The 22,626-nt window shown below is 73.4% G+C and carries 22 protein-coding genes; 8 read left to right on the top strand and 14 right to left on the bottom strand.

Annotated elements, in window-relative coordinates; genetic code table 11:
* Positions 1-19: 19 nt before the first annotated feature.
* The 3 genes from AB0F61_RS20345 to AB0F61_RS20335 form a co-directional block, all read right to left on the bottom strand.
* Positions 20-727 (bottom strand): class F sortase, encoded by a 708-nt coding sequence (locus tag AB0F61_RS20345; protein ID WP_357811859.1) that lies wholly within the window; start codon positions 725-727, stop codon positions 20-22.
* Positions 697-1,566: a DUF4397 domain-containing protein gene (locus AB0F61_RS20340; RefSeq protein ID WP_357811858.1), complete on the bottom strand. Its 870-nt coding sequence runs from the start codon at positions 1,564-1,566 to the stop codon at positions 697-699. Before AB0F61_RS20340 ends, AB0F61_RS20345 begins: the two co-directional genes overlap by 31 nt.
* Before the next feature lie 246 nt (positions 1,567-1,812).
* Positions 1,813-2,484 carry a methyltransferase domain-containing protein gene (locus AB0F61_RS20335; protein ID WP_357811856.1) on the bottom strand — a complete coding sequence of 224 codons (672 nt, stop codon included), beginning with the start codon at positions 2,482-2,484 and terminating at the stop codon, positions 1,813-1,815.
* 124 nt (positions 2,485-2,608) lie between these two features.
* Here AB0F61_RS20335 and AB0F61_RS20330 point away from each other — a divergent pair, with 124 nt between their 5' ends.
* The gene (locus AB0F61_RS20330) at positions 2,609-4,210 is read left to right on the top strand and encodes a glycosyltransferase 87 family protein (protein WP_357811854.1); all 1,602 of its coding nucleotides are present in this window, start codon (positions 2,609-2,611) and stop codon (positions 4,208-4,210) included.
* A gap of 28 nt (positions 4,211-4,238) precedes the next feature.
* On the opposite strand, the gene AB0F61_RS20325 is transcribed toward AB0F61_RS20330, so the two are convergent.
* Together AB0F61_RS20325 and AB0F61_RS20320 are read right to left on the bottom strand one after the other, a co-directional pair.
* Entirely contained in the window at positions 4,239-4,913 is a 675-nt protein-coding gene (locus AB0F61_RS20325; protein ID WP_357811852.1) for an NADPH-dependent F420 reductase, read from the bottom strand.
* Between the two features lie 296 nt (positions 4,914-5,209).
* On the bottom strand, positions 5,210-5,698 hold the full coding sequence (locus AB0F61_RS20320) for a glutathione peroxidase (RefSeq protein WP_357811849.1): 489 nt from the start codon (positions 5,696-5,698) through the stop codon (positions 5,210-5,212).
* Between the two features lie 168 nt (positions 5,699-5,866).
* Here AB0F61_RS20320 and AB0F61_RS20315 point away from each other — a divergent pair, with 168 nt between their 5' ends.
* From AB0F61_RS20315 to AB0F61_RS20300, 4 genes are all read left to right on the top strand, one after another.
* Positions 5,867-7,498 (top strand): glycosyl hydrolase family 18 protein, encoded by a 1,632-nt coding sequence (locus AB0F61_RS20315; RefSeq protein ID WP_357811847.1) that lies wholly within the window; start codon positions 5,867-5,869, stop codon positions 7,496-7,498.
* Positions 7,499-7,680: 182 nt separating this feature from the next.
* Entirely contained in the window at positions 7,681-8,220 is a 540-nt protein-coding gene (locus tag AB0F61_RS20310; protein ID WP_357811845.1) for a nuclear transport factor 2 family protein, read from the top strand.
* 68 nt (positions 8,221-8,288) lie between these two features.
* Positions 8,289-9,695, top strand: coding sequence for a class II 3-deoxy-7-phosphoheptulonate synthase (locus AB0F61_RS20305; RefSeq protein WP_357811842.1), 1,407 nt, complete (start codon positions 8,289-8,291; stop codon positions 9,693-9,695).
* 20 nt (positions 9,696-9,715) lie between these two features.
* Complete coding sequence (locus AB0F61_RS20300) at positions 9,716-10,750, top strand: GntG family PLP-dependent aldolase (protein ID WP_357811840.1); 1,035 nt, start codon at positions 9,716-9,718, stop codon at positions 10,748-10,750.
* A gap of 135 nt (positions 10,751-10,885) precedes the next feature.
* On the opposite strand, the gene AB0F61_RS20295 is transcribed toward AB0F61_RS20300, so the two are convergent.
* A complete protein-coding gene (locus tag AB0F61_RS20295; RefSeq protein ID WP_357811947.1) occupies positions 10,886-11,758 on the bottom strand; it encodes a deoxyribonuclease IV in 873 nt (290 codons plus the stop codon).
* On the bottom strand, positions 11,758-13,743 hold the full coding sequence (pknB, locus tag AB0F61_RS20290; RefSeq protein WP_357811838.1) for a Stk1 family PASTA domain-containing Ser/Thr kinase: 1,986 nt from the start codon (positions 13,741-13,743) through the stop codon (positions 11,758-11,760). The genes AB0F61_RS20295 and pknB overlap by 1 nt, the downstream gene beginning before the upstream one ends.
* A 188-nt stretch (positions 13,744-13,931) precedes the next feature.
* Here pknB and AB0F61_RS20285 point away from each other — a divergent pair, with 188 nt between their 5' ends.
* Positions 13,932-14,321 (top strand): Rv2175c family DNA-binding protein, encoded by a 390-nt coding sequence (locus tag AB0F61_RS20285; protein WP_357811836.1) that lies wholly within the window; start codon positions 13,932-13,934, stop codon positions 14,319-14,321.
* A 128-nt stretch (positions 14,322-14,449) separates the two neighbouring features.
* On the opposite strand, the gene AB0F61_RS20280 is transcribed toward AB0F61_RS20285, so the two are convergent.
* Positions 14,450-15,532 carry a polyprenyl synthetase family protein gene (locus AB0F61_RS20280; protein WP_357811834.1) on the bottom strand — a complete coding sequence of 361 codons (1,083 nt, stop codon included), beginning with the start codon at positions 15,530-15,532 and terminating at the stop codon, positions 14,450-14,452.
* A gap of 9 nt (positions 15,533-15,541) precedes the next feature.
* Positions 15,542-15,931 carry a helix-turn-helix domain-containing protein gene (locus AB0F61_RS20275; RefSeq protein ID WP_357811831.1) on the bottom strand — a complete coding sequence of 130 codons (390 nt, stop codon included), beginning with the start codon at positions 15,929-15,931 and terminating at the stop codon, positions 15,542-15,544.
* A gap of 248 nt (positions 15,932-16,179) precedes the next feature.
* On the opposite strand from AB0F61_RS20275, the gene metF reads away from it, so the two are divergent.
* Together metF and AB0F61_RS20265 are read left to right on the top strand one after the other, a co-directional pair.
* Positions 16,180-17,097 (top strand): methylenetetrahydrofolate reductase [NAD(P)H], encoded by a 918-nt coding sequence (gene metF, locus AB0F61_RS20270; protein ID WP_357811829.1) that lies wholly within the window; start codon positions 16,180-16,182, stop codon positions 17,095-17,097.
* A gap of 44 nt (positions 17,098-17,141) precedes the next feature.
* Complete coding sequence (locus AB0F61_RS20265) at positions 17,142-17,831, top strand: CDP-alcohol phosphatidyltransferase family protein (protein ID WP_357811826.1); 690 nt, start codon at positions 17,142-17,144, stop codon at positions 17,829-17,831.
* A 10-nt stretch (positions 17,832-17,841) separates the two neighbouring features.
* Here the strand turns inward: AB0F61_RS20265 and crtI are convergent, their stop codons facing one another.
* The 5 genes from crtI to AB0F61_RS20240 are packed head-to-tail and all read right to left on the bottom strand — an operon-like array spanning position 17,842 to position 22,598.
* On the bottom strand, positions 17,842-19,329 hold the full coding sequence (crtI, locus tag AB0F61_RS20260) for a phytoene desaturase family protein (protein ID WP_357811824.1): 1,488 nt from the start codon (positions 19,327-19,329) through the stop codon (positions 17,842-17,844).
* 11 nt (positions 19,330-19,340) lie between these two features.
* Positions 19,341-20,468, bottom strand: a complete 1,128-nt coding sequence (locus AB0F61_RS20255; protein WP_357811822.1) for a glycosyltransferase — start codon at positions 20,466-20,468, stop codon at positions 19,341-19,343.
* On the bottom strand, positions 20,465-21,316 hold the full coding sequence (locus tag AB0F61_RS20250; RefSeq protein ID WP_357811820.1) for a carotenoid biosynthesis protein: 852 nt from the start codon (positions 21,314-21,316) through the stop codon (positions 20,465-20,467). Before AB0F61_RS20250 ends, AB0F61_RS20255 begins: the two co-directional genes overlap by 4 nt.
* Positions 21,313-21,864, bottom strand: coding sequence for a GNAT family N-acetyltransferase (locus tag AB0F61_RS20245; protein ID WP_357811818.1), 552 nt, complete (start codon positions 21,862-21,864; stop codon positions 21,313-21,315). Before AB0F61_RS20245 ends, AB0F61_RS20250 begins: the two co-directional genes overlap by 4 nt.
* Positions 21,861-22,598, bottom strand: coding sequence for a monooxygenase (locus AB0F61_RS20240; protein WP_357811816.1), 738 nt, complete (start codon positions 22,596-22,598; stop codon positions 21,861-21,863). The genes AB0F61_RS20245 and AB0F61_RS20240 overlap by 4 nt, the downstream gene beginning before the upstream one ends.
* Positions 22,599-22,626 lie beyond the last annotated feature (28 nt).

Here is a 22,626-nt window from a genome sequence, read left to right as displayed (position 1 = left end):
GGCGGCCCGTGCGGCGGGGTCAGCCTGCGGCGGAGTTCGGCAGGACCGGGCTGGCGGCCTCGGTCACCGCGAATACCACGACGTTGTCCCGGTAGTGCCCGCTGCGCCTGTCGAAGTCGCCCCCGCAGGTGACCAGCCGCAGCTCCGCGCCGGGCGTCGGCCCGTAGACCGCCTCCGTCGGAAAGCGGTCCTTGCGGGTACGCAGCGAGCCCGTCACCCGGAACGGCAGCCGCTGCCCGCCGCGCCACACCTCCACCCGGTCACCGGGGCGCAGCTCCCCGAGCCGGGCGAACACCGCCGGTCCGCGCCGCGAGTCCAGGTGCCCGGCGAGCACGGCGGGGCCGGTGTCGCCGGGGGCCGGGCCACCGCCGTACCAGCCGGCGGTGCCGAAGTCGGTAGGTGGGATCAGCGCACCGGCACGGTCCAGGCCGAGCACGGTGAGGGTGGAGTCGACACCGATGCGCGGTACGCGTACCCGCGTGGGTGGACCGTGTGGCGCGGGCGCGGCGGCCGTCGGTGGGCAGCCGTCGGCGCAGCCGGGGTGCCAGGTCGCCACCGCCGTCGGCGGCGGGTCGGCGTCGGCCAGCCCGACTCCGGCGCCGGCGGCCAGGCAGACCGCCGCGCCGGCCGCGACAAGCGCGGCCGGCGGTATCCGGCGGTCACGATGCCGCCGGATCGACGGGTCGGACCCGGTGTTCACCAGGTGGTGCGCCGCCGCCGGCGCCACAGCAGCACGGTCACCGCGACGGCAGCCGCGGCCAACCCACCGGCCACCAGGGGGTACGCGTCGAGTCCGGCATCGGCGGTGCCGCCGGCGCCGGTGTCCACCCCGCCGGCGGGAACGACGGTGCCGCCCTCGGCGTCGCGGCGCAGCTCGGCGGTCAGCCCGCCCTGCTTGGCGTCGAGCACCAGCAGCGAGTAGACCGCACCGCCGGTGAGCCGCACCTCGGCGTTGGTGCTCGGCCCGTCGGCGCCCGCCAGCCGCAGCCGCCAACTGCCCGGCTCGACCTGCTCGTACTCGGTGGTGGTCGCGAACTGCACGTCGTCGGCGATCATCGGGCCGTCGGCGGCGGCCACGTCCAGCACCGGGGTGCGCACGGAGGCCTGCACGACACGCACCTTGGCGCGGCCCTGCGCGGGCGCGCTGAGGTCATCGTTGAGCACCCGCAGACCCAGGTCCGCGTGTCGGCCGACCCCGGCGACCGTGAACGCGTCGCCGCTGGTGACCGCGACTTCGGTGGTGAGCACCGGGGGGTCGCTCGCCGGAGCGCCGGCCTCCCGCATCGCCACCGCGTACCGGCCGGGCGCCAGCTCGAGATAGTCGGAGACCACGCCGTAGCCGACCCCGGGGAAGACCCTTGGCTTCGCGGCGTCCGGCGCGGCCAGGTAGACGTCGACGGCAGGGGTGTCCGGGGACAGGTGGGCGAGCCGGACGTACCCGACGGTGTCCGCGCCGGTCGCGGCGCCGGCCGGGACGGGCGTGCCGGCGGCGGCGAGGGCGGTGCCGAGCAGGAGAGCGCCGGAGCCGGCCAGCAGCCGGCGGGGGGCGGTACGGAGCGTGTACATCTCGCCTCCGGGAGCACGTTTGGTGAGCGGGCGGCAACCCAGAGAACAGGGTCCCGTGCGCGGGACTGCAACGCAAGTTGCCGACGCGATGTTTCTTGACGTGTCCGCGCCGCGGTCCCCGCCCCCCCTCGCAAGATCCGCGCAACTTCGGCGAAACTGCTGCCTCGTTCTGCGCTGAGGCAGCAACTTCAGCGAACCTGCGCGGATCTTGGCGTTTCGACGTGGGCGCGGGACGGGCGAGTTTCGCTACCGCTCCCGGACGGCGAGGAGGCCGAACAGGTCCGGGACTCCGCCCGGGCCTGCCTCGGCCACCCGGACCAGCCGCAGACCGGCGGCCGTGGTCGCGTTGACCAGGTCGGCGAGGGGGATGTGCCAGGCACCCACCCGGACCCGCACGCCGCCGGTGTTCCAACTGTCGAAACTGCGTGACCGGTCGGCGTACCGCTCGTCGACGACCACCCTCGGGTGCTGACCCCAGTCGGCGAACGCACCCACGAAACACGGGTGCACGCCCACGTGCACGAAACGCCCGCCGGGGCGCAGCACCCGGGCGACCTCGCGCAGCAGGGCCGGGTAGTCGGGCATGTCGGTGCTTGACAGCACGCACATCGCGGCCGGCAGCGACGCGGCGACGAACGGCAGGGCTGTCGCGTCGCCCCGGGTCACCGGCAACCGCCCGCTGGCGTGCCGCAACTGCCCGCCGGACAGGTCCACGCCCACCGGAGTCCAACCCAGACCGGCAGGTACGACCGCGTGCGCGCCGGTACCGCAGCAGATGTCGAGGCAGACACCCTCACCCGCGCCGAGCAGGTCCGCCACTGCCGCGTGCACCCGGCGGAGATAGTCACCCCCACCCGAGATGAAGCAGTCGTACCAGTCCGCGTGGGCGTCGTACGCCGGCGTGCTCGTGGTGCCCATGCACCGATGCTAGGAATCGGAGCCGCTGACGCCGTGCCCGTTCTGCCGAGGGCAGAGGCGTCGCCGCCCGGTGTCTGCCGCTGCCGGGCCGCCTCGGGCGGTCGTGCTGCCTTATCCTCGATCGATGCGGGATCGCCGGGTGGCGCTGGTGTGGACGGCCTTCGTCGTCGTCGCGCTGGTGTCCTGCGTGCTCGTCCTGCGGCGCGACGACCGCCTCTCCGACCTGCACATCTACTACGGCGCGCTGTCCGATCTGCGCGCTGGTCGCCCGCTGTACGAGTTCCGGGCGGCCAACGGCGGGCCGTTCACGTACCCGCCGTTCGCCGCGCTCGTGCTCGGCCCGATCACCGCCGTGAGTGAGGGCGTACTCCAGGGGATCTGGCTGGTGGCCACGTGCGCGGCGGTCGTCGCCATCGCCGGGGCGGTCGGTGTCGCGCTGACCACCCGGCGGTCCCGGCGGCCGCTTGTCGTGGCGGTGACCGCCACGGTGCTGATGCTCTCCGCGCCGGTGCAGAGCAATCTGCGCTTCGGTCAGGTGAGCGTCTTCATCGTGCTGATGGCCCTGCTCGACGGGATGGGCGTCGTCCCGCCCCGGCTGCGCGGGGTGGTGGTGGGGGTCGCGGCGGCGATCAAGCTGACCCCGCTGCTGTTCGTTGTCTACTTCCTCGCCACGGGCCGCTACCGCGACGCCGCCCGCGCGCTGGCGACGTTCCTGGCCTGCGCGGCTCTCGCCGCGCTGGTGCTGCCCGCGGAGAGTTGGACGTACTGGACCGAGGCCGTGCGGCAGACCTCGCGGATCGGCAACCTCGCCTCGCTCGGCAACCAGTCAGTGCACGGGATGTTGCTGCGCGTCGGCGTCGACGAGGCGACGTTGCCACTGCTCTGGGCCGGTCTGGTGGCACTCGTGTGCGCGGCGGCGCTGCTGCGGGCCCGACAGTTGGCGGCGGGGGGCCGCCCGGGGCACGCGGCAGTGCTTGTCGGCTGCGCCACCGTCGCCGCGTCCCCGGTGTCCTGGACCCACCACCAGGTGTGGCCGGTGCTCGCCGCGATGCTGCTGATCGGCGCGTCGGGCGTCACCCAGCGGGCCGCCGGCGTGGCGCTGCTCGCCGCCATGGTCGTCTCGTTGGGTGCGGTCCTGAGCCCGGTGTCGACGCGGCCGGGTGTGCAGTTCCTCTTCGAGAACGCCCGCGCGATCGGGGTGAGCCTGCTGTGCCTGGTCGGCTTCGGCAGCGTCGCGGTCGCCGCCAGCCGGACGTCCCGCCGGCCGGCCGGCGGTCGGGGCTGGTTGCGGGTGGGCGTCACGGCCACTGTGGCTGTCGCGTTCTTCGCCGTGCAGCCGCTGCCCGCCGGGGCGGACCCCACCTTCAAGGCGTACGCCCTCGACGACGTGGTCAATCCGCGTTACTTCTTCGTCTGCCGTGGCCCGGACGAGTGCGCCGCCTACGGCACCGGCGCGCCTGTCACCTTCGGCACCCGCGCCGAGAAGACCAAGGTCCGGGTCAACGGCGTGGTCTCCCCGCAGGTCACCCGCCTGGAATACTATTCCGCGCCCGGCGGGTCGCCCCGGGCCATCCCGCTGCTCGACGCGTACCCGGGAAGCCGCATGTTCTCGTTCCGCTCGGCGAACATGGCGCAGGGCCGACTCGTCGCGTACGCCTCGGACGGTCAGCCGATCGCCAGCTACGACGACGAACTCGCCGCCGCCCTCCGGACGGCCACCCGGTAGGTGGTCGCGGGGAGGGCGGCGGCGTGACTCAGCGGGTCGCGGCGGCCAGGGCGGCGCGTAGCTTGTCGGCGTCGGCCGGTGCCGGGTGCTCCCAGTCGGTGGGGCTGGCGGAGTAGAGCAAGCCGTACGCCGGGGTGTCCGGCTGGTAGCGCCATCCCTCGGCGAGCGGGCCGACGTCGACCGTGTCGTAGCCGATCTGGTCCAGGAAGGCCGTCACCTCGGCCTTCGCGGCGGCGTCGTCACCGGCGATCGCGAGGGCGCTGCGGTCGGCGGCACCCGACGGCCGGGGGAGCGCGGCCAGGCCCTTGAAGTAGATGTTGTTGAAGACCTTGACCACCCGGGAGTCCGGCAGGTGCTGCTGGAGCAACTCGCTGCTTGTGGTCTCGCCCGAGTCCAGTTCCGGGAAGGCACCGTCGCGCTGCGGGTAGTAGTTGTTGGTGTCGATGACGACCTTGCCGGCCAGCGGCTCGACGGGCACGGCGCGGTACGCCTTCAGCGGCACGGTGACCACCACCAGGTCGCCGACCTGTGCCGCGTCCTGTGCCGTGCCGGCGCTGGCGTGCTCGCCCAGTTCGTCGACGAGGTCCTTCAGCGTCTCCGGGCCGCGTGAGTTGCTCAGCACCACGTCGTAGCCGGCGTCCACGGCCAGCCGCGCCACGGTGCTGCCGATGTTGCCACTGCCGATCAGTCCCACAGTTGTCATGCTCGTTCCCAACTCCGTCCAACCCACGACGTATTCCCGACCGGTTCGGTGGGTTATTTCGATCGCCCGCTGCCGGGTAGCCGCGCGGACTGCTCGCGACCTCCGCCCACCAGGGCGGGTGCCTGGTCGTGCCGCGAGCCCGTCCAGCCCAACGTAGTGCTCACGCTGGTGCGTCGACCGGCTCTCCGGGCAGGCGCCACTCTCCGGTGACGAACGGTCGCCCGCCCCCAACGTTGATCAAGAGGTTTGCGTCGGAAGCAGGCCCTGGGTTGACGCGAACCTCTTGATCGCCGCCGTCAGGCGGGGAGGGCCTTCTCGATTGCTGCGCGCAGGTCTTCGGCTTCGGGGGTGACGGTGGGGGCGAAGCGGGCGGCGACGGTGCCGTCCGGGGCCACCAGGAACTTCTCGAAGTTCCACCGGACGTCCCCGGTGTGCCCGTCGGCGTCCGGGGTGTCCACAAGCGCGGCGTAGAGCGGGTGCCGGTTCGGGCCGTTGACGTCGACCTTCTCGGTCAGCGGGAAGGTCACGCCGTAGTTGACCTGGCAGAAGTCGCTGATCTCGGCGGCGCTGCCCGGCTCCTGCCCGGCGAACTGGTTGCACGGCACGCCGAGCACCACGAGGCCGCGCTCGGCGTACGTGTCGGCGAGCGTCTGGAGGCCTGCGTACTGCGGGGTGAGACCGCAGCGGGAGGCCACGTTGACGACCAGGAGCGCCTTGCCGCGGTAGCGGGCCAGCTCGGCGGGGCCGCCGTTGAGGGCGTCGATCGGGATGTCGAAGACGGTCATGGCCCGAGGCTACGCGCCGACCGGGCAGCGGCCCGGAGGCGGGCGGAGCGGGTGCAATCCACGCATCAGGAGAAATCGAAACATGCACATCTTGACGAAGTGATGACGCCGTGAGTACCGTCTCACCATCTCTTTTGGAAAGTTTCCTAACAGTTCGGGAGACGCCTCATGAAAAGATCGCTCCGCCGGGCCCTCTGGGCCGGTGCCGTGGTCGCCGTGACCGTCGCAGCGGTACCGATGACCACCGCGTTCGGCGCCGGCAGTGTCACCACCACGTTCGCCAGGGCACAGGACTGGGGGACCGGTCACGAGACGAAGGTGACGGTCACCAACGGGTCGAGTGCCACCGTCAGCACCTGGCGCGTCGAGTTCGACCTGCCGTCGGGCACCACCATCAGCAGCGCCTGGGACGCCGACGTGACAAGCAGCGGCAACCACTACGTCGCGGTCAAGAAGAGCTGGGCCGGCGGCCTCGCCCCGGGCGCCTCGTTCAGTTGGGGTTACAACGGCACCGGCGCCTACAAGGCACCGCTGAACTGCACAGTCAACGGCGCACCCTGCGGCGGCGGCACCCCGACCAGCCCGCCGACCACGAGCGCGCCGACCACCGCCCCGCCCACCACGGCGCCGCCCACCACCGCACCACCCACCACGCCGCCTCCGACCACCACCCCGCCGAACCCGGGTGGCAAGAAGGTCGTCGGCTACTTCGCCGAGTGGGGCGTCTACGGGCGCAACTACCACGTCAAGAACATCCAGACCAGCGGCTCCGCCGCCAAGCTGACCCACATCCTGTACGCCTTCGGCAACACCACCGGCGGCCGCTGCGCCATCGGTGACAGCTACGCCGACTACGAGAAGGCGTACACGGCGGCGGAGAGCGTGGACGGCGTCGCCGACACCTGGGACCAGCCGCTGCGCGGCAGCTTCAACCAGCTCCGCAAGCTCAAGCAGTTGAACCCGCACCTCAAGGTGATCTGGTCGTTCGGTGGCTGGACCTGGTCCGGCGGCTTCACCCAGGCCGCACAGAACCCGGCCGCGTTCGCCGAGAGCTGCTACAACCTGGTCGAGGACCCCCGCTGGGCGGACGTCTTCGACGGCATCGACGTCGACTGGGAGTACCCGAACGCCTGCGGTCTGACCTGTGACACCAGCGGCCCGAACGCGTTCAAGAACGTGATCGGCGCGCTGCGGTCGAGGTTCGGGTCCAGCGCCCTGGTCACCGCGGCCATCACCGCGGACGGCAGCAACGGCGGCAAGATCGACGCCACCGACTACGCCGGCGCCATCGGCAACCTCAACTGGCTGATGCCGATGACCTACGACTACTTCGGGGCGTTCGCCGCCCAGGGTCCGACGGCGCCGCACTCGCCGCTCACCTCGTACACCGGCATCCCGCAACAGGGCTTCAACTCCGACGCGGCGATCCAGAAGCTCAAGAGCAAGGGCGTCCCGGCCAGCAAGCTGTTGCTCGGTATCGGCTTCTACGGCCGCGGCTGGACCGGTGTCACCCAGGCCGCACCGGGTGGCAGCGCCACCGGGGCGGCGCCGGGCACCTACGAGGCGGGCATCGAGGACTACAAGGTCCTCAAGAACACCTGCCCGGTCACCGGCACGGTCGCCGGCACCGCGTACGCCAAGTGCGGCAGCAACTGGTGGAGCTACGACACCCCGTCGACCATCAACGGCAAGATGACGTACGCGAAGAACCAGGGCCTCGGTGGCGCGTTCTTCTGGGAGCTCTCCGGTGACACGAGCAACGGCGAGCTCATCGGCGCCATCAAGGGCGGTCTCGGCTGAGCCGGAGGCCGGCGCACCACCCACACGGCGGGGAGGGGCCCGCACCGCTCCTCCCCGCCCGTGATCCGACGGCCCGGTCGACGCCAAGCGTCGGCCGGGCCGCCGTCGTTGGGGTCGGGTCAGCTCGATGTGGCAGACTCGCGGCTCGGCAGGTCTCGATCTCACAGTCGACGGAGGTGGTCATGCGCCCGACCCACCGCAGGCTGGCGGCAACCGTCGCCGGGCTGGTGCTGCTGCCGGTCGCCCTGGTCGGCTGCGGCATCGGCGACGGCGCCGAGGACGAGCCGCCAGCCAAACCCTCACGCGCCCCCGCCGAGGAGGCCGCCGCCCGCTCCCGGGAGCGCGTGCAGGCGTACCTCGACGCGATGACCGCGAAGGACGTCGCCGCCGGCCGCAGCCAGCTCTGCGCGCTCCTGCACGACGGCTTCGACCTGGCCGCCACCGGCCCCAACGGCGACTTCGCCGATCACTTCCAGGTGCCCGAGGCGGCCATCACCGACATCCGGTCCGGTCCGCTCGGTCAGGAGGTCAGCGTCTCGGTCTCGGTCACCGCCGGTAAGCGCACCGTCGCCCGGCCGCTGGTGTTCACGGTGACCCGGCAGGGCAGCGACTGGTGCATCGCCGGCGAGTCACCGGGCACGCCGGCCGCTCCGTCGGCATCGCCCCCACCGCGTCCTGAGGGGTCGCCCCTACCGCGTCCCAAGCAGAGCCCGGGTGTTTGATCTCCCATCTGCCGGAACCGTCCCCCTCGCCCCCCGAGCACCCCGACCGTCGCCGTAGGCTTTCTGTCATGCGCCATGAGTGGCATCAGCTGAGCCATCCCGCGGTGGGCAGCCCGGGCCTGCAGACCAGCCGACCGACAGTCGACTCCGCCGAGGACGCCGCGCTCGGCCTGGACCGATGGCGGGAGCTGCCGCGCGAGCAGGTCCCACCGTGGTCCGACCCGGCGGCCGTCGCGGCGGTCTGCAAGGTCCTCGACACCGTGCCGTCGGTCGTCGCGCCCTACGAGGTGGACCAGCTCCGGCAGAAGCTCGCCCTGGTCTGCGAGGGCAAGGCGTTCCTGCTCCAGGGCGGTGACTGCGCGGAGACGTTCGTCGACAACACCGAGAGCCACCTGCTGGCCAACGCCCGCACCCTGCTCCAGATGGCGATCGTGCTCACCTACGGCGCGTCGCTGCCGGTGGTCAAGGTCGCCCGGGTCGCCGGGCAGTACACCAAGCCCCGCTCGCTGCCCACCGACGCGCGCGGCCTGCCCGCCTACCGCGGCGACATGATCAACTCGCTGGAGGCCGACCCGGTCGCCCGGGTTGCCGACCCGCAGCGCATGATCCGGGCGTACGCCAACTCGGCGGCGGCGATGAACATGCTCCGGGCGTACCTCGCCGGTGGGCTCGCCGACCTGCACGCCGTGCACGACTGGAACAAGGGCTTCGTGAGGACCTCCCCGGCGGGGGAGCGCTACGAGGCGATCGCCCGGGAGATCGACCGGGCGCTGGCCTTCATCCGGGCCTGCGGGATGACCGACGACGAGGCGCTGCGGACCGTCACGCTCTACTGCTCCCACGAGGCGCTCGCCCTGGAGTACGACCGGGCGCTGACCCGGGTCTCCGACCGCCGGGCGTACGGGCTCTCCGGGCACTTCCTCTGGATCGGCGAGCGCACCCGGCAGATCAGCGGCGCACACATCGACTTCATCTCCCGGATCGCCAACCCGATCGGCGTCAAGCTCGGCCCGACCACCTCCCCGGACGAGGCGATCGAGCTGTGCGAGAAGCTCAACCCGGACAACATCCCCGGCCGGCTCACCCTGATCAGCCGGATGGGCAACCACCGGGTGCGCGACGCCCTGCCGCCGATCGTCGCCAAGGTCACCGCCGCTGGCGCGAAGGTGGTCTGGCAGTGCGACCCGATGCACGGCAACACGCACGAGTCGTCGAACGGCTACAAGACCCGGCACTTCGACCGCATCGTCGACGAGGTGCTCGGCTACTTCGAGGTGCACCGGGGGCTGGACACCCACCCCGGCGGCCTGCACGTCGAGTTGACCGGCGAGGACGTCACCGAGTGCCTCGGCGGCGCCCAGGGCATCGAGGACCTCGACCTGCCCGACCGGTACGAGACCGCCTGCGACCCCCGACTGAACACCCAGCAGTCGTTGGAGTTGGCGTTCCTGGTCGCGGAGATGCTCCGTGGCTGACGCGAGGAGTGAGGACGACCGTGGCTGACCTGTTCGTGGACCTGCGCTCCGACACGGTGACCCGACCCACCGCCGGGATGCGGGAGGCGATGGCCACCGCCGAGGTCGGTGACGACGTCTACGGCGAGGACCCGACAGTCAACGCGCTGGAGGCCGAGGTCGCCGCGCTGTTCGGCCACGAGGCGGCGCTGTTCGCCCCGAGCGGGTCGATGGCCAACCAGATCGCCCTGCAACTGCTGGTGTCGCCCGGCGACGAGCTGCTCTGCGACGCCGACGCGCACGTGGTCACGTACGAGATCGGCGCCGCTGCCGCGTACGGCGGCATCTCCTCCCGGACCTGGCCCGCGGTCGGCGCGGACATCGACCCGGAGAGGGTGGCCGCGATGATCCGGCCGGACGGCTACTTCGCCGTCCCCACCCGCGCGATCGCCGTCGAACAGACCCACAATCGCGGCGGTGGTGGGGTGATCCCGCTGGACACGCTGCGGGATCTGCGCGAAGTCGCCGACGACGCGGGTGTCGCGTTGCACTGCGACGGCGCCCGGATCTGGCACGCGCACGTCGCCGACGGGGTGCCCCTGATCGAGTACGGCCGGCTCTTCGACACGCTGTCGGTGTGTCTCTCCAAGGGCCTCGGCGCTCCGGTCGGCTCGCTGGTGGTGGGCAGCGCGGAGAAGATCGAGCGGGCCCGGATGATCCGTAAGCGGATGGGCGGCGGCATGCGGCAGGCCGGCATCCTCGCCGCCGCCGGCCGGTACGCGCTCGCGCACCACATCGACCGGCTGGCCGACGACCACGCGAGGGCGGCCCGGCTCGCCGAGGCCGTCGCGCCGTTCGGCGTGCTGGCGACCACGGTCCGCACCAACCTGGTCGCACTGGACCTGACCAAGCACGTCCTTGACGCGCGTGCCCTGGCCGTCGCCGCGCGGGCCGAGGGCGTCCTCGTCTCGGTGCTCGGCCCGCGCACCGCCCGCCTGGTGACCCACCTGGGCGTCAGCGACGCGGACATCGACCGCGCGGTCGCGACCCTGCCCCGCATCCTCGCCGCGTCCTGACCCCCAGCCGGCACCCGTCCACCACCGGCTGATCCGGCGTCCTCCCACGACCCGGTGATCAAGAGGTTCGCGTCAGATTCCGGCCTCCGGATGACGCAAACCTCTTGATCACCGAGGTGGGTCAGGGGTGGGGGGTCAGGGGGCCGGGGTCAGGCGGGTGAGGGTGGTTATGTCGGCGGTGTGGCCCAACTGCTTCTCGCTCGGGGTCTCCACCACGATCGGGACGCCGGCGGTGGCGGGGTGGGCCATCAGCTCGGCGAAGGCGGGCTCGCCGATGGTGCCCTTGCCGATGTTCTCGTGCCGGTCCCGGGTGGAGCCGCACAGATCCTTCGAGTCGTTGGCGTGGACCAGCCGCAGCCGGTCCGCGCCGACCGTGGCCACCAGGGTGTCCAGGGTCGCCGTCATGCCACCCTCGGCGGCTAGGTCGTGGCCGGCGGCCCAGGCGTGGCAGGTGTCGAAGCAGACCCCGAGCATGGGGTGCCGGTCCACCGCGTCCAGGTAGGGCCCGAGCTGCTCCACCCGGGAGGCGAGGGACCGACCGCCGCCGGCGCTCGGTTCGACGAGCAGCATGGGCCCGCCGGCGTCGGCGGCCCAGTCGAGCAGCGGCAGCAACTCCCGGCGGACCTGTCGCATCGCCGCCTCGGCGTACCCCTCGTCCACCGAACTGCCCGCGTGGAACACCACCGCCCGCGCGCCGATCGCCACGCCCCGGCGAAGGGCATGGGCCAGGGTCTGCGCCGACTTCTCGACAGTGGCCGGGGTGGGCGAGCCGAGGTTGACAAGCAGCGAGGCGTGGATGAACGCCGGAATGCCCCGCTCGGCGCAGCCGTCGCGGAACAGGGCGTCCTGGGCCGGGTCACCGCTGGGCAGCGCCCAGCCCCGCGAGTTGGAGACGTAGACCTGCACCACCTGGGCGCCTGTCGCGTCGGCGTACGGCAGGGCGGCCTTGGCCAGCCCACCCGAGGTCGGAGTGTGCGCGCCCACCGGACGCGAGGTGACCGCCGGCATCAGAAGCACGTGAGGGTGACCTGGGTGCCCGGCGGCACCTGCGAATTCTCGCCCGGGATCTGGATCCGGACCACGGCGTTCGGGTTGATCGCGACCGTCACCGGGAAGCCCTGGCTCTCCAACGCCTGCTTGGCCTGCTGACAGGGCAGGTCGATCACCCGGGGCACGACGATCGCCGCCGGGCCCTTGCTGACGTCCACCTTGACCTGGGTGCCCTTCTCCACGCCGGCCCCGTCGGCCGGGCTCTGCCCGAGGATCTCGTCCCTGGGCTTGTCGGAGTCCTTGTACGTCTCCACCAGCACCAGGTTGAGCTGGGCCAGGGTGGCGCGAGCCTCGTTGAGGTTCTTACCGACCAGGTTCGGCACCGTCACCGGCGCCCTGCCCCGGCTCAGAATGAGGGTGATCTTCGCGCCCGGTTTGACCTCGGCGCCCACCTTGGGGGAGGTGTCCAGCACGACGCCGGCCGGCAGGCTGTCGTCGTAGCGGGGTGCTCCCTTCGCCACCACCAGCTTCACGTTCACCAGGTCCGCCTCGGCGAGTTCGAACTCCTTGCCGATCACGTCCGGCACGGGGAAGCGCTCCGGGCCGAGCGAGAGGGTCAGGGTGATCGTGCCACCCTTGACGATCCTGGTGGCGGACGCCGGGCTCTGCCCCAGCACGCTGTCCTTCGGGGCCTGCTCGTCGAAGCGTGGCTCACCGTACTTCAGGGTGAGCCCGGCGCGGTCGGCCTGTGCCTGCGCCTCGGCCTTGCTCAGGCTCACCAGTTGCGGGGCGTCCGTGTAGCGGCCGACGCCGAACCACCAGCCCCCGATCGCCGCCACCAAGCCCAGCGTCACCACCACCGCCGCGACGGTCAGCCGGCCGCGCGGGCTCGCCATCAGCGTGCCGCGCAGCGCAGCGAGTCGGGGCCCCAGGCCCTCCGCGGGCTCCGGGGCGGCCCGCCGTCGACCCGGCCCCTGGCTGCTGGCCCCCTCGGGCAGCCGCGCCCAGGCCGGGCGGTCGGACGGGCGGACCGTCGCCACCACCATGGTCGGCTGGGAGAGTGGCTCGCCGCTCACCGGGCGGAGCACCGCCGTGTGGCTGTTGGCGTCACCCAGGCGATCCCGGGCGACCTGCACCTCGGCCAGCAGCGCGCCGGCGTCGGCGGGCCGCGCGTCGGGATCGCGCCGAGTGGCCCGCTGCACCAGCTCGTCGAGGACCGGCGGCAGGCCGGGCACCAGCGTCGAGGGTGCCGGCACGTCCCGGTCGACGTGCTGCCAGGCGACGTCCACCGGGCGGTCCCCGTCGTACGGCACCCGGCCGGCGAGCATCTCGAACAGCACGATGCCGGCCGAGTAGACGTCGGTGCGGGGATCGGCGCGACCCTCGGTGACCAGTTCCGGGGCGACGTACGCCACGGTGGCCATGAGCTGGTTGCCCTGTTCCTCGTCGGCGCTCGCCTCGACGGCCCGGGCCAGCCCGAAGTCGGCCACCTTGACGACGCTGTCGACCAGATTGGCGACACCGCCGGTGGGGGCCTCGGCGACAAGCACGTTCTCCGGTTTGACGTCGCGGTGCACGAGCCCGGACCGGTGCGCGGCGGCGATCGCGGCGAGCATCTGCTCGGCGATGGCCAGCGCCTCGTCCGGGTTGAGCCGGCGTCGCTCGGCCAGCACGTCGCGCAGCGTACGGCCGCGCACGTACTCCATCACCAGGTACGGCAGACCGGCGTGTGTGCCCTGGTCGTAGACGGCCACCACGTTCGGGTGGGTCAGCCGGGCGATGGTCTTCGCCTCGTCGGTGAACCGAGCCACGAAGTTGGTGATCCGGGCCCGGGCCTCGGGGGCCTGGGTCGGATGAATGATCTTGACGGCGACGGTGCGCTCAAGGCGTTCGTCGGTGGCGGTGTACACGGTCGCCATGCCACCACGGGCCACGCGACCGCGAATGCGGTAGCGCCCGTCGATCAGCGAGCCCAGCAACGTGTCGGCGACCTGAGTGTCCATCGGCAGCGAGTCTATGTGTCCAGGAGGTGAAGGTTGAACAGGATGCTACAGCCGGACGCCGAACGGGTCCGTCCCGCTGCGCTCAGCGTTGCCTCACCCGCAGGTCAGCGACGCTCGGGAAGCGGGCTCCGCTCGGTCGTCCGGGGTGCCGGTGGCCCGTCGCGACGGTGGCGTGGCAGGGTGGTCGGGTGACCGAACCCGTACCCGACCAGGCCGTGCCCAGCCTGGAGCTCGCCGGACCCGCCGACCCGGCCGGCTGGCTGACCCTGCCCGACGTCGCCGAGCGCCTCGACGTGTCGATCAGCAAGGTGCACCAGATGATCCGTGACCGGGAGTTGCTGGCGGTCCGCCGCGACGGCGTCCGGCGCATCCCGGCGGACCTGGTCGCCAACCAGACAGTGCTCAAGCACCTGCCCGGCGTGCTCAACCTGCTCACCGACAACGGCTACGACGACGAGGCCGCCCTGCGCTGGCTGTACGAGCCGGACGACACCCTGCCCGGCGGCACCCCGGCCACAGCCCTCTCCGGCGACCAGGCCCGCGAGGTGAAACGCCGAGCCCAAGCCCTGGGCTTCTAACCCCCCAGGCCCCCCCAGGCCCCCCTCTCTCCGTTGATCATGAGGTTGGCGACGCGACACGCCGACGCGGAACGCCGCCAACCTCATGATCAACGCGTAGGGGGGTGGGGGAGGGGGGTGGGGTGGGGTTAGTCGGCTCGGCGGGTTGCGGCTATGGCCAGGTCTACCAGGGCCTGGCGGGCCTCGGTGTCGAGGTCGACGGCGGCCAGCGCCGCCAGCGCGGCGTCGGTGAGCGTGATGATCCGCTGCTCGGTGCGGGCGAGCGCCCCGCTCGCGGTGATCAGTTCGCGGAGCCGAGCCACCCCCTGCTCGTCCAGCTCAGGGTCGCCGAGTTGGCTGAGCAGCAGCTCGCGGCCGGCGTCGTCGGTGGTCTCCACGGCCGCCGCCACCAGGTAGGTGCGCTTGCCCTCGCGCAGGTCGTCCCCGGCCGGCTTGCCGGTCAGCGCCGGGTCACCGAAGACACCAAGCACGTCGTCACGGAGCTGGAACGCCTCACCCAGCGGCAGCCCGTACGCCGAGTAGGCCGCCCGGACGTCGGCCGTCGCGTCGGCAAGCGCGGCGCCGAGCAGCAGCGGACGCTCGACGGTGTACTTCGCCGACTTGTACCGGGCGACCTTGCTTGCCCGTTCCACCGAGGTGTCGCCGGTGACCTGCGTCAGCACGTCGAGGTACTGCCCGACGGTGACCTCGGTGCGCATCTCGTCGAAGACCGGTCGGGCCCGCGCCAACGACCACAGGTCCAGCCCCGCGGAGTGCAGCAGCTCGTCGGACCAGACCAGGCACAGGTCGCCGAGCAGGATCGCGGCGGCGTCACCGAAGCCGTCCGGGTCACCGCCCCAGCCGGCCTCCCGGTGCCGGGCGGCGAACCGCCGGTGCACCGCGGGCTCGCCGCGCCGGGTGTCGGAGCGGTCCATCAGGTCGTCATGGATCAGGGCGCTGGCCTGGACGAACTCCAGCGCGGCAAGGGCCGTGAGCACCTGGTCGCCGTCGAGCCCGCCCGCGCCCCGGAACCCCCAGTACGCGAATGCCGGGCGGAGCCGCTTGCCGCCGCCGAGCACGAAAGCCTCGATCGCCTCGGCCACCGGAGCCAGGGCGTCGTCCACGGCGGCGAGCCGAACCCGTTGGCCGGTCAGGAACTCGCTGAGGGCTTTGTCGACCCGCTGCCGTAGGCCGGCACGGTCGACGGGAGAGACGGGGGCAGCGTGGGTCACGCACCGACGCTAGCGGGTCGGCGCGGTCCGCGCCCTACCGCCACGCGTGGTCCCGTCGGCGCGGCCGGGACCGGTGCGCCCCGCCGGTCGCGTGCCGACCGCCGCCGTGCGGCCCGGTCCGGGGGCTCGCGTCGAGCCGGCCCGGCGGGTGGCCGCGGCGGCCTCGGCGAGCGCCACCAGCGGCACGTCCAGGACGACGGCGAGCCAGCCGAGCCAGAACCCGCCGGGAACACGACGCTGTCGTTCCCACCGGGACACCTCGTGCCGGCTCACCGTCGGCACCCCGGCGGCGGCGCACAACTCGGCGGCGGCGCGTTGCTGGCTCCAGCCACGGGCCAGCCGGCGCCGGGCCAGCAGTGGGCCGAGCTGCGCCGGGCGCGGCGATCGGGGCGGGGTCATGGGTCCTCCTGGCGGGCGTCGGCGCGGTGTCGCCCCGCCCGCCCACAACCCGGGTGGGACCGGCGTCACCGCGTGCTGCTGACCCCCGCGCGGACCCGGGCGCCGCCCCCGCCGCCCCTCCCACGCCACCCATTCCTACCTCCGGGGTACGACGCCTTCCGCCCGCCGGAACCGGCAGGCGGTGCGGTAGGTGACCGCGAGGTGGAAAGCTCCTGGGCCGTGGTGGCGTCGCCCGCTAGAGTCGGGTCGTGGCGCTCGGTCTTCCCTCGGTACTCCCCAATCCGCAGCCGGCGATCGGGGAGCTCATCCGTGAGCGCCAACCGACCTTCTCGTTCGAGTTCTTCCCGCCCAAGACCGAGGCGGGCGAGACGCTGCTCTGGCAGGCCATCCGCGAGCTGGAGTCGCTGCGCCCGTCGTTCGTGTCGATCACCTACGGTGCGGGCGGTTCGACCCGGGACACCACAGTGGCGGTGACCGAACGGATCGCCACCGACACCACCCTGCTGCCGATGGCCCACCTGACCGCGGTCAACCACTCCGTCGCCGAGCTGCGGCACGTGATCGGCCGGCTCGCCGGGGTGGGGGTGCGCAACGTGCTGGCGGTGCGCGGTGACCCGCCGGGCAACCCGGGCGGTGAGTGGATCCGCCACGCCGAGGGCGTGGACTACGCCGAGGACCTGGTCCGCCTGGTCCGCGACGCCGGTGACTTCAGCGTGGGCGTGGCGGCCTTCCCGTACAAGCACCCCCGCTCACCCGACGTGGCAAGTGACACCGCGCACTTCGTCCGCAAGTGCCGGGCCGGCGCCGAGTTCGCGATCACGCAGATGTTCTTCGACGCCGACGACTACCTGCGGCTACGGGACCGGGTGGCCGCCGCCGGCTGCGACACCCCGATCCTGGCCGGGGTGATGCCGGTGACCCAGATCGGCACCATCGAGCGGTCCGTGCAGCTCTCCGGTGCGCCCTTCCCGCCGGCGCTGGCGGCCCGCTTCGAGCGGGTCGCCGACGACCCGGAGGCCGTCCGCCGGCTCGGTGTCGAGCAGGCCAGCGAGATGAGCCGCCGACTGCTGGACGAGGGCGTGCCGGGCATCCACTTCATCACCCTCAACCGGTCCACCGCGACCCGCGAGGTCTGGCAGAACCTGAAGGCCGGCGCGCGGGTGTGAATGCCCAGCCCGCGACACCTGATGCCCGGCACGACGGTTGATCCGTGGTGGGCACACAGCTGAACTGGGACCAGTACGCCACGGCATGGGCACGGCTGCACGGCGGGTTCGACCCCCGGGTCGCGGCGCCGGTGGTCCGCGCCTGGCTGCGGTTCGCGTACCACGTCGGGTACGTGCTGGGGAGGCTGCGGGTCAGCCCCACCGCGGTCACCGTGGTCGGGGTGCTGCTCTGTTTCTGCGTACCGTTGCTTGTCACCCGGCCGGGAGACGGGCCGTTCCTCGGCGCGTTGTTCGTGCTGCTCGCCGCCGTGGCGGACAGCGTGGACGGTGCGGTGGCGGTGTCCACCGGCCGCACCACCCGGCTCGGCTACGTCTACGACTCGGTCGCCGACCGGCTCGGTGAGGTGGCCTGGTTGCTGGCGTTCTGGCTGGTCGGCGCGCCGGGCGCGCTTGTCGTCGCGGGCGGTGCGCTGTCCTGGCTGCACGAGTACGTGCGGGCCCGGGCGGTCGCCGCCGGCATGCGCGACATCGGCGCGGTCACCGTCGGGGAACGCCCCACCCGGGTCTCGGTGGCGCTGGCCGGCCTGGTGGTCGCCGGGCTGGCCGGGCTGATCGAGGCGGACCTGGCCGCCGGCACCATCACCATGGCGACCGCGGTGTGGGTGCTGCTGGCCGGCTTCGGCCTCGGGCAACTGCTCTCCAGCATCCGGCGCGCGCTGCTCGACGCAGGCTGAGCGGCGGGCCCTACCAGGCGGGGCCGATCTCGTCGGCGACGATCTGCGCGGACAGGGTCACCATCGGCAACCCGCCGCCCGGATGGGTGGAGCCGCCCACCAGCCACAGCCCGTTCGCCGGGCCCCGGTTGGCGGGGCGGAGCAGCCCGCCGGCGGTGCCGTAGATCGAGCCGCCCGGCGCGCCGGTCGCCGCGCCCAGGTCGGCGGGGGTGCGGATCTCGCGGAACAGCAGCCGGTCGCGCACGTCCACGCCGCGCCGCGCCAGCACCTCCAGGACCCGGTCGGCGTACGCGTCGGCCAGCCCCGGGCGTCGCCAGTCGACAGCGCCCGCCGCGTTGCCGTGGCGGGGCGCGTTGACCAGCACGAACCACGCCTCGTGTCCGGCCGGACGGACCATCGGGTCGTCGGCCACGGTGACGAACACCGTCGGGTCGACCGCCGGCCGGGCCCGTACGCCGCGCCCGGGGTTTCCGAAGACCGCGTCGAACTCCGCGTCGTAGTCGTCGGGGAAGAAGACGGTGTGGTGGGCCAGCCCGGTGCTGCCGGAGACACCGAGCAGCAGCACGAAACCGGCGAGGCTGCGGTCGGTCAGCGCGGCCAGCCGACGCGGATGCGGCAGCAGGTCACGGTAGACGGTGAGCGCGTCCACGTTCGCCACCACCACGTCGGCGGGCACCGGCGCGGTGACGCCGGCGAGGCGCACCCCGTGCACCCGGCCGCCGGTGGCGTCGATCCGGGTGACAGTGGCGTCGGTCTGCACCACCACGCCGAGGTCCAGGCAGCGGGTGAGCAGCGCGTCGGCGAGTGTGCCAAGCCCACCGCGCAGGTACCAGCCGCCGAAGGCCAGCTCGGCGTACGGGACCGCGACAAGCGCCGCCGGCGCCCGGCGGGGGTCGGCGCCGGTGTAGGTGGCGTACCGGTCCAGCAGCATCCGCAGCCGCGGGTCGGACAGGCGTCCGCGGCCCAACCCGCGCAGGGTGCGACCCGGGGCGATGGCGGCCAGGTCGCCGAGCCGCCAGGCCAGCGACGCGAGATCGCGGGGGGAGTCGACGCTACGGCGCAGAATGTCGCGCTCGGAGGCCCGCCACACCCGTTCGGCGCGGCGCCACAGCCGCTGCCAGTCGGCCGCCGCCCGGTCGCCGAGGGCGGCACCGATCCGGGTGGTGAACTCCACCGGGTCGGCGCAGGAGTCCAGGGTGGGGCCGCCGCCGGGAAAGACGTGCCTGACGATCGGGTCCAGCGGGACCAGGTCCAGGTATTCGTCGAGCTTCGCCCCGGTCGCCTCGAACAGGTCGTGGAACACCTCGGGCAGGGTGAGCAGGCTCGGCCCGGTGTCGAAGTGGAACGGGCCGGCCGGGGTGTCGTGCGCGTACCGACCGAGCTTGCCGCCGACCGTGTCGGCGGCCTCGAAGACGGTCACCTGGTGCCCGGTGGCGGCCAGCCGGGCGGCGGTGGCGAGGCCACCCACCCCGGCGCCGACGACCACGATCCGCGCCATGCCGCGCCCTCCTAGCTGACCGGGCGGCCCCGCCAGGTCAGGCGGCGTCGCTTTCGCAGATGGTACGACCGCAGAGTCAACCAACCGAGGACCACGACCGACACGGGGTGTGCGAGCGCGTCGGGCCACCACCGGCCTCCGGTCGCGCGGGCGGTGAGCACCCGTCCGGCCACCCCGAGCAGGTAACCGGCCAGGCCCACGGCGGCCACCCCCGGCGCGCCGGCCGCCACACCCCCGAGCGCGATCAGCGGTGGGGCGGTGTACAGCAGCAGCAGCGCGGCCACCACGACCGCCGCGGCGCCCGGATGCCCGAACGACGCCCAGAGCGACTTCGAGTACCCGTCGCGTAGCTGCGGCCAGTCGTCGTACATCCGGCAGGTGGCCAGCCGTGAGCCGTCGGCCAGGGCGATCCGCCCACCGGCCCGCTTGACCGCCCGGGCCAGCTCGACGTCCTCCAGGACCCTGTCGGCGACCGCCGCGTGCCCGCCGGCGGCGGTGTAGCCGGCCCGGTCCAGCACCAGGAACTGGCCGCCCGCCGCGGCCAGCGACGGCCGCGACGAGCGCTCCATCGCGCGCAGCGGCAGGAAGGTCAGCCAGAGCCACTGCAACAGCGGCTGCACCAGCCGGTCGGCCGCCGTCGCCACCACGATCCGGGGGTACGGCGACAGCAGCGTCACGCGGGCGGCGCGCAGCTCGGTGACGGCCGCCGCGACCGCGTGCGGGGCGAGCACCACGTCGGCGTCGACGAAGACCAGCGCTGTGGCGTCCGGGTCGGCCCGGGTGGCGAGCTGCCAGCAGGCGTGCGGCTTGCCCAGCCAGCCCGGCGGCGGGGCGACCCCGGTGAGCAGCGTGACCCGGGGGTCGTCGCCGGCCACCGCGCGGACCACGTCTGCGGTGCCGTCGGTGGACCCGTCGTCGAGGACCACGACGCGCAGCCCCGGCACGCCACGCTGGGCGAGCAGGGCGCGCAGGCAGGGCGTGACCCGGGCGGCCTCGTCGCGCAGCGGCAGCAGCACGGCCACCGGCTCGTCGACGTCATCCGGCCGGTTGGTGGGTCGGCGCAGCCATCCGGCGGCGTTGACCCAGGTGTGCCCGGTGAGCGCGGCGACGACGAGCAGCAGGGCGAGCAGGACGGTCATCGGGTCGCGTCGACGCCGGGGCGGTGCGGCTGGTGGTCCTCCCGGCGGGTGTCCCGGCCCCGGTGGGCGCGCAGCAGGGTCACCGTCAGCGGGACGGCGGTCACCGACATGCCGGCGGCCCCCCAGAGCGCCGACGCGGGCAGGTCCAGGAAGACCGCGTGGGCCAGGATGCTGGAGAAGTACGTCCACAGGTAGAGCCCGACCATCGGGTCGTCCCGCCGGTCGGTGTGCTCGGCGGCCGGCCCGGCCAGCGGGCGCAGCGCGCTCATCATCAGCACCGCGAAGAGCAGCCAGCCCAGGTAGTTGCTGACCGGAACGCCGGCCAGGCCGGGCAACGCGGGGGTGGCGTCCCGCCACAGCCAGTAACCCTCGGCCACCATCTGCGGGTCGAGGAAGAGGTCCCAGGCGGCCAGCCCCACGGTGGCCAGCGCGATCCTCCCCACCCAGCGGCCGGCGCTCGCCCCACCGCCGGCCGGTGCGCTGCCGCCGGTCAGCCGGACCGCCGCCAGCCAGGCCGGCCAGGCCATCCAGGTCCAGGCCAGCGGAATGATCAGCGGCACTCCGGCCAGCTTGGGGCCCAGCTCGCCGGAGTAGTCGTAGCTGCCGAACGGCACACCGGTGGCGACCCCGATCGCCTCGATCGCGAACCCACCGCCGGTGGCCACGGTGACCAGCGCCGCCGCGACCCGTGGACCCCGGCTGAGCAGCGCGTGGCCCACCGAGAGCAGCCACCCGAGCACGACGGTGGCGACGGTGAGCCCGGCCCTGGTGGCGCCGGTGGTGAGCGGGTAGCAGATCTGGGCGAGCACCAGGACGGCGAGCAGCGTCCAGGAGATCCGCCGGGTCATGACGCCGGTGGCTCGAGTGGCAGATCCCGACCGAGTACGCCGAACGGTCGCTCGTCGCCGGGGAAGTGGAAGTTGCGCAGCACGTCGACGAAGCCGAAGCGCCGGTACAACCGCCAGGCCCGCGAGGTCTGCTCGTCGGCCTCCGGGGTGGACAACAGCGTGGTCTCGCCCTCGGCCATGCCGAGCAGCGCGCGCAGTTGGCCGGTGCCCAGGCCGTGGCCCTGCGCCGGTGGCCGGACGTGCAGCTCGACCACCTCGAAGCAGTGGGTGAGCCAGCGTTCGCGGGTCGGGGCGTCCAGTGCCCGGTGCACCTGGTCGTGCCACCACTGACCGGAGGCGCCCAGGTAGCCGTAGCCGAAGCCGGCGAGGTGCCCCTCGCTGGTCAGGCTGGCGACCGCCCGGAAACCCGGCCGGCGGACGTGGGTGGCGATGTAGCCGCGCCGGGCCTCCAGCAGGTCGGTGCGGTATCCCATCGCCTCGCCGTAGACGGCCACCACGTCGTCCAGCCGCCGGACGAGATCGTCCGGCGTCCAGCGCACCAACCTCATGCCCGTCCACCCTTCACCGTTTCGGGGCGACCGTCGGCCACCCAGCCGAGCACCGTCCGGTCGCCGACCACGTCGCGCACCTCGAACCGGGCGAACAGTTCCTCGGCGTACCAGCCCGCGGCGGGGGTTCGCATGATCGCCGCCCGATGCTCCGGGTGACGGTACGCGAACGCCACCAGGTCTGTCGGGTCGCGCCACACGCTCACCGTGCCCTGCCAACCCAGCGGTGCCTCCCCGACCCCGAACCGGGCCAGCAACCCGGGCGCGTCGCGCAGGGCGGCGGCCACCGGTGGGATCGCCCGCCAGAAGGTGGCCGCCCGGCGGACCCGCAACCGGGCCCGGGTCAGCGCCAGCACCGGGCCGGTGACCCGACCGCCCGCGGGCTCGCCGAACGGTCGTTGGCCGGACCACTCGCCCCGGCTGGTCAGCGGACGCAGGTCGACCCGGGCCTGGGCGCGGGCGATGCGGGCCCAGGCGCGGCCGACCGGCGAGTCGTCGAAGCCGGCCGCCGCGGCGGGGGAGTCCCAGACGGTCAGCGCCGCCCACCGGGTCAGGTCGGCGTCGCCGGGCCCGAAGCCGGTGCCGGTCCCGGTGCCCAGCAGCTTGCCGAACCGGGCGCCCGGGAGGGCCCGCAGCCGGCGCGGGTCCACCGCCATCCGGGTCAGCGCCCGGGGCAGCGTGCCGGGGGAGGTCCGCCAGACGTGCAGGGTGACCAGCTCCGGCGCTGTGCTCACGTCACCGCTTCGCGGCGGGGGCGCCTCG

The organism is Micromonospora sp. NPDC023888, from assembly GCF_040639415.1.
Lineage (GTDB): Bacteria > Actinomycetota > Actinomycetes > Mycobacteriales > Micromonosporaceae > Micromonospora.
The sequence above is the reverse complement of the archived record's forward strand: the minus strand, read 5'-3'. Positions and strand labels throughout refer to the sequence as shown.

Excerpts from the sequence above, each read along its gene's own strand:
- AB0F61_RS20315 (WP_357811847.1), top strand. The coding sequence starts at position 5,867 with ATGAAAAGATCGCTCCGCCGGGCCCTCTGGGCCGGTGCCGTGGTCGCC.
- AB0F61_RS20275 (WP_357811831.1), bottom strand. The coding sequence starts at position 15,931 with ATGACCCCGCCCCGATCGCCGCGCCCGGCGCAGCTCGGCCCACTGCTG.
- AB0F61_RS20295 (WP_357811947.1), bottom strand. The coding sequence starts at position 11,758 with ATGCCGGCGGTCACCTCGCGTCCGGTGGGCGCGCACACTCCGACCTCG.
- AB0F61_RS20320 (WP_357811849.1), bottom strand. The coding sequence starts at position 5,698 with ATGACCGTCTTCGACATCCCGATCGACGCCCTCAACGGCGGCCCCGCC.
- pknB (WP_357811838.1), bottom strand. The coding sequence starts at position 13,743 with ATGGACACTCAGGTCGCCGACACGTTGCTGGGCTCGCTGATCGACGGG.
- AB0F61_RS20310 (WP_357811845.1), top strand. The coding sequence starts at position 7,681 with ATGCGCCCGACCCACCGCAGGCTGGCGGCAACCGTCGCCGGGCTGGTG.
- AB0F61_RS20330 (WP_357811854.1), top strand. The coding sequence starts at position 2,609 with ATGCGGGATCGCCGGGTGGCGCTGGTGTGGACGGCCTTCGTCGTCGTC.
- AB0F61_RS20305 (WP_357811842.1), top strand. The coding sequence starts at position 8,289 with ATGCGCCATGAGTGGCATCAGCTGAGCCATCCCGCGGTGGGCAGCCCG.
- AB0F61_RS20325 (WP_357811852.1), bottom strand. The coding sequence starts at position 4,913 with ATGACAACTGTGGGACTGATCGGCAGTGGCAACATCGGCAGCACCGTG.
- AB0F61_RS20340 (WP_357811858.1), bottom strand. The coding sequence starts at position 1,566 with ATGTACACGCTCCGTACCGCCCCCCGCCGGCTGCTGGCCGGCTCCGGC.
- AB0F61_RS20250 (WP_357811820.1), bottom strand. The coding sequence starts at position 21,316 with ATGACCCGGCGGATCTCCTGGACGCTGCTCGCCGTCCTGGTGCTCGCC.
- AB0F61_RS20245 (WP_357811818.1), bottom strand. The coding sequence starts at position 21,864 with ATGAGGTTGGTGCGCTGGACGCCGGACGATCTCGTCCGGCGGCTGGAC.
- AB0F61_RS20335 (WP_357811856.1), bottom strand. The coding sequence starts at position 2,484 with ATGGGCACCACGAGCACGCCGGCGTACGACGCCCACGCGGACTGGTAC.
- AB0F61_RS20255 (WP_357811822.1), bottom strand. The coding sequence starts at position 20,468 with ATGACCGTCCTGCTCGCCCTGCTGCTCGTCGTCGCCGCGCTCACCGGG.
- crtI (WP_357811824.1), bottom strand. The coding sequence starts at position 19,329 with ATGGCGCGGATCGTGGTCGTCGGCGCCGGGGTGGGTGGCCTCGCCACC.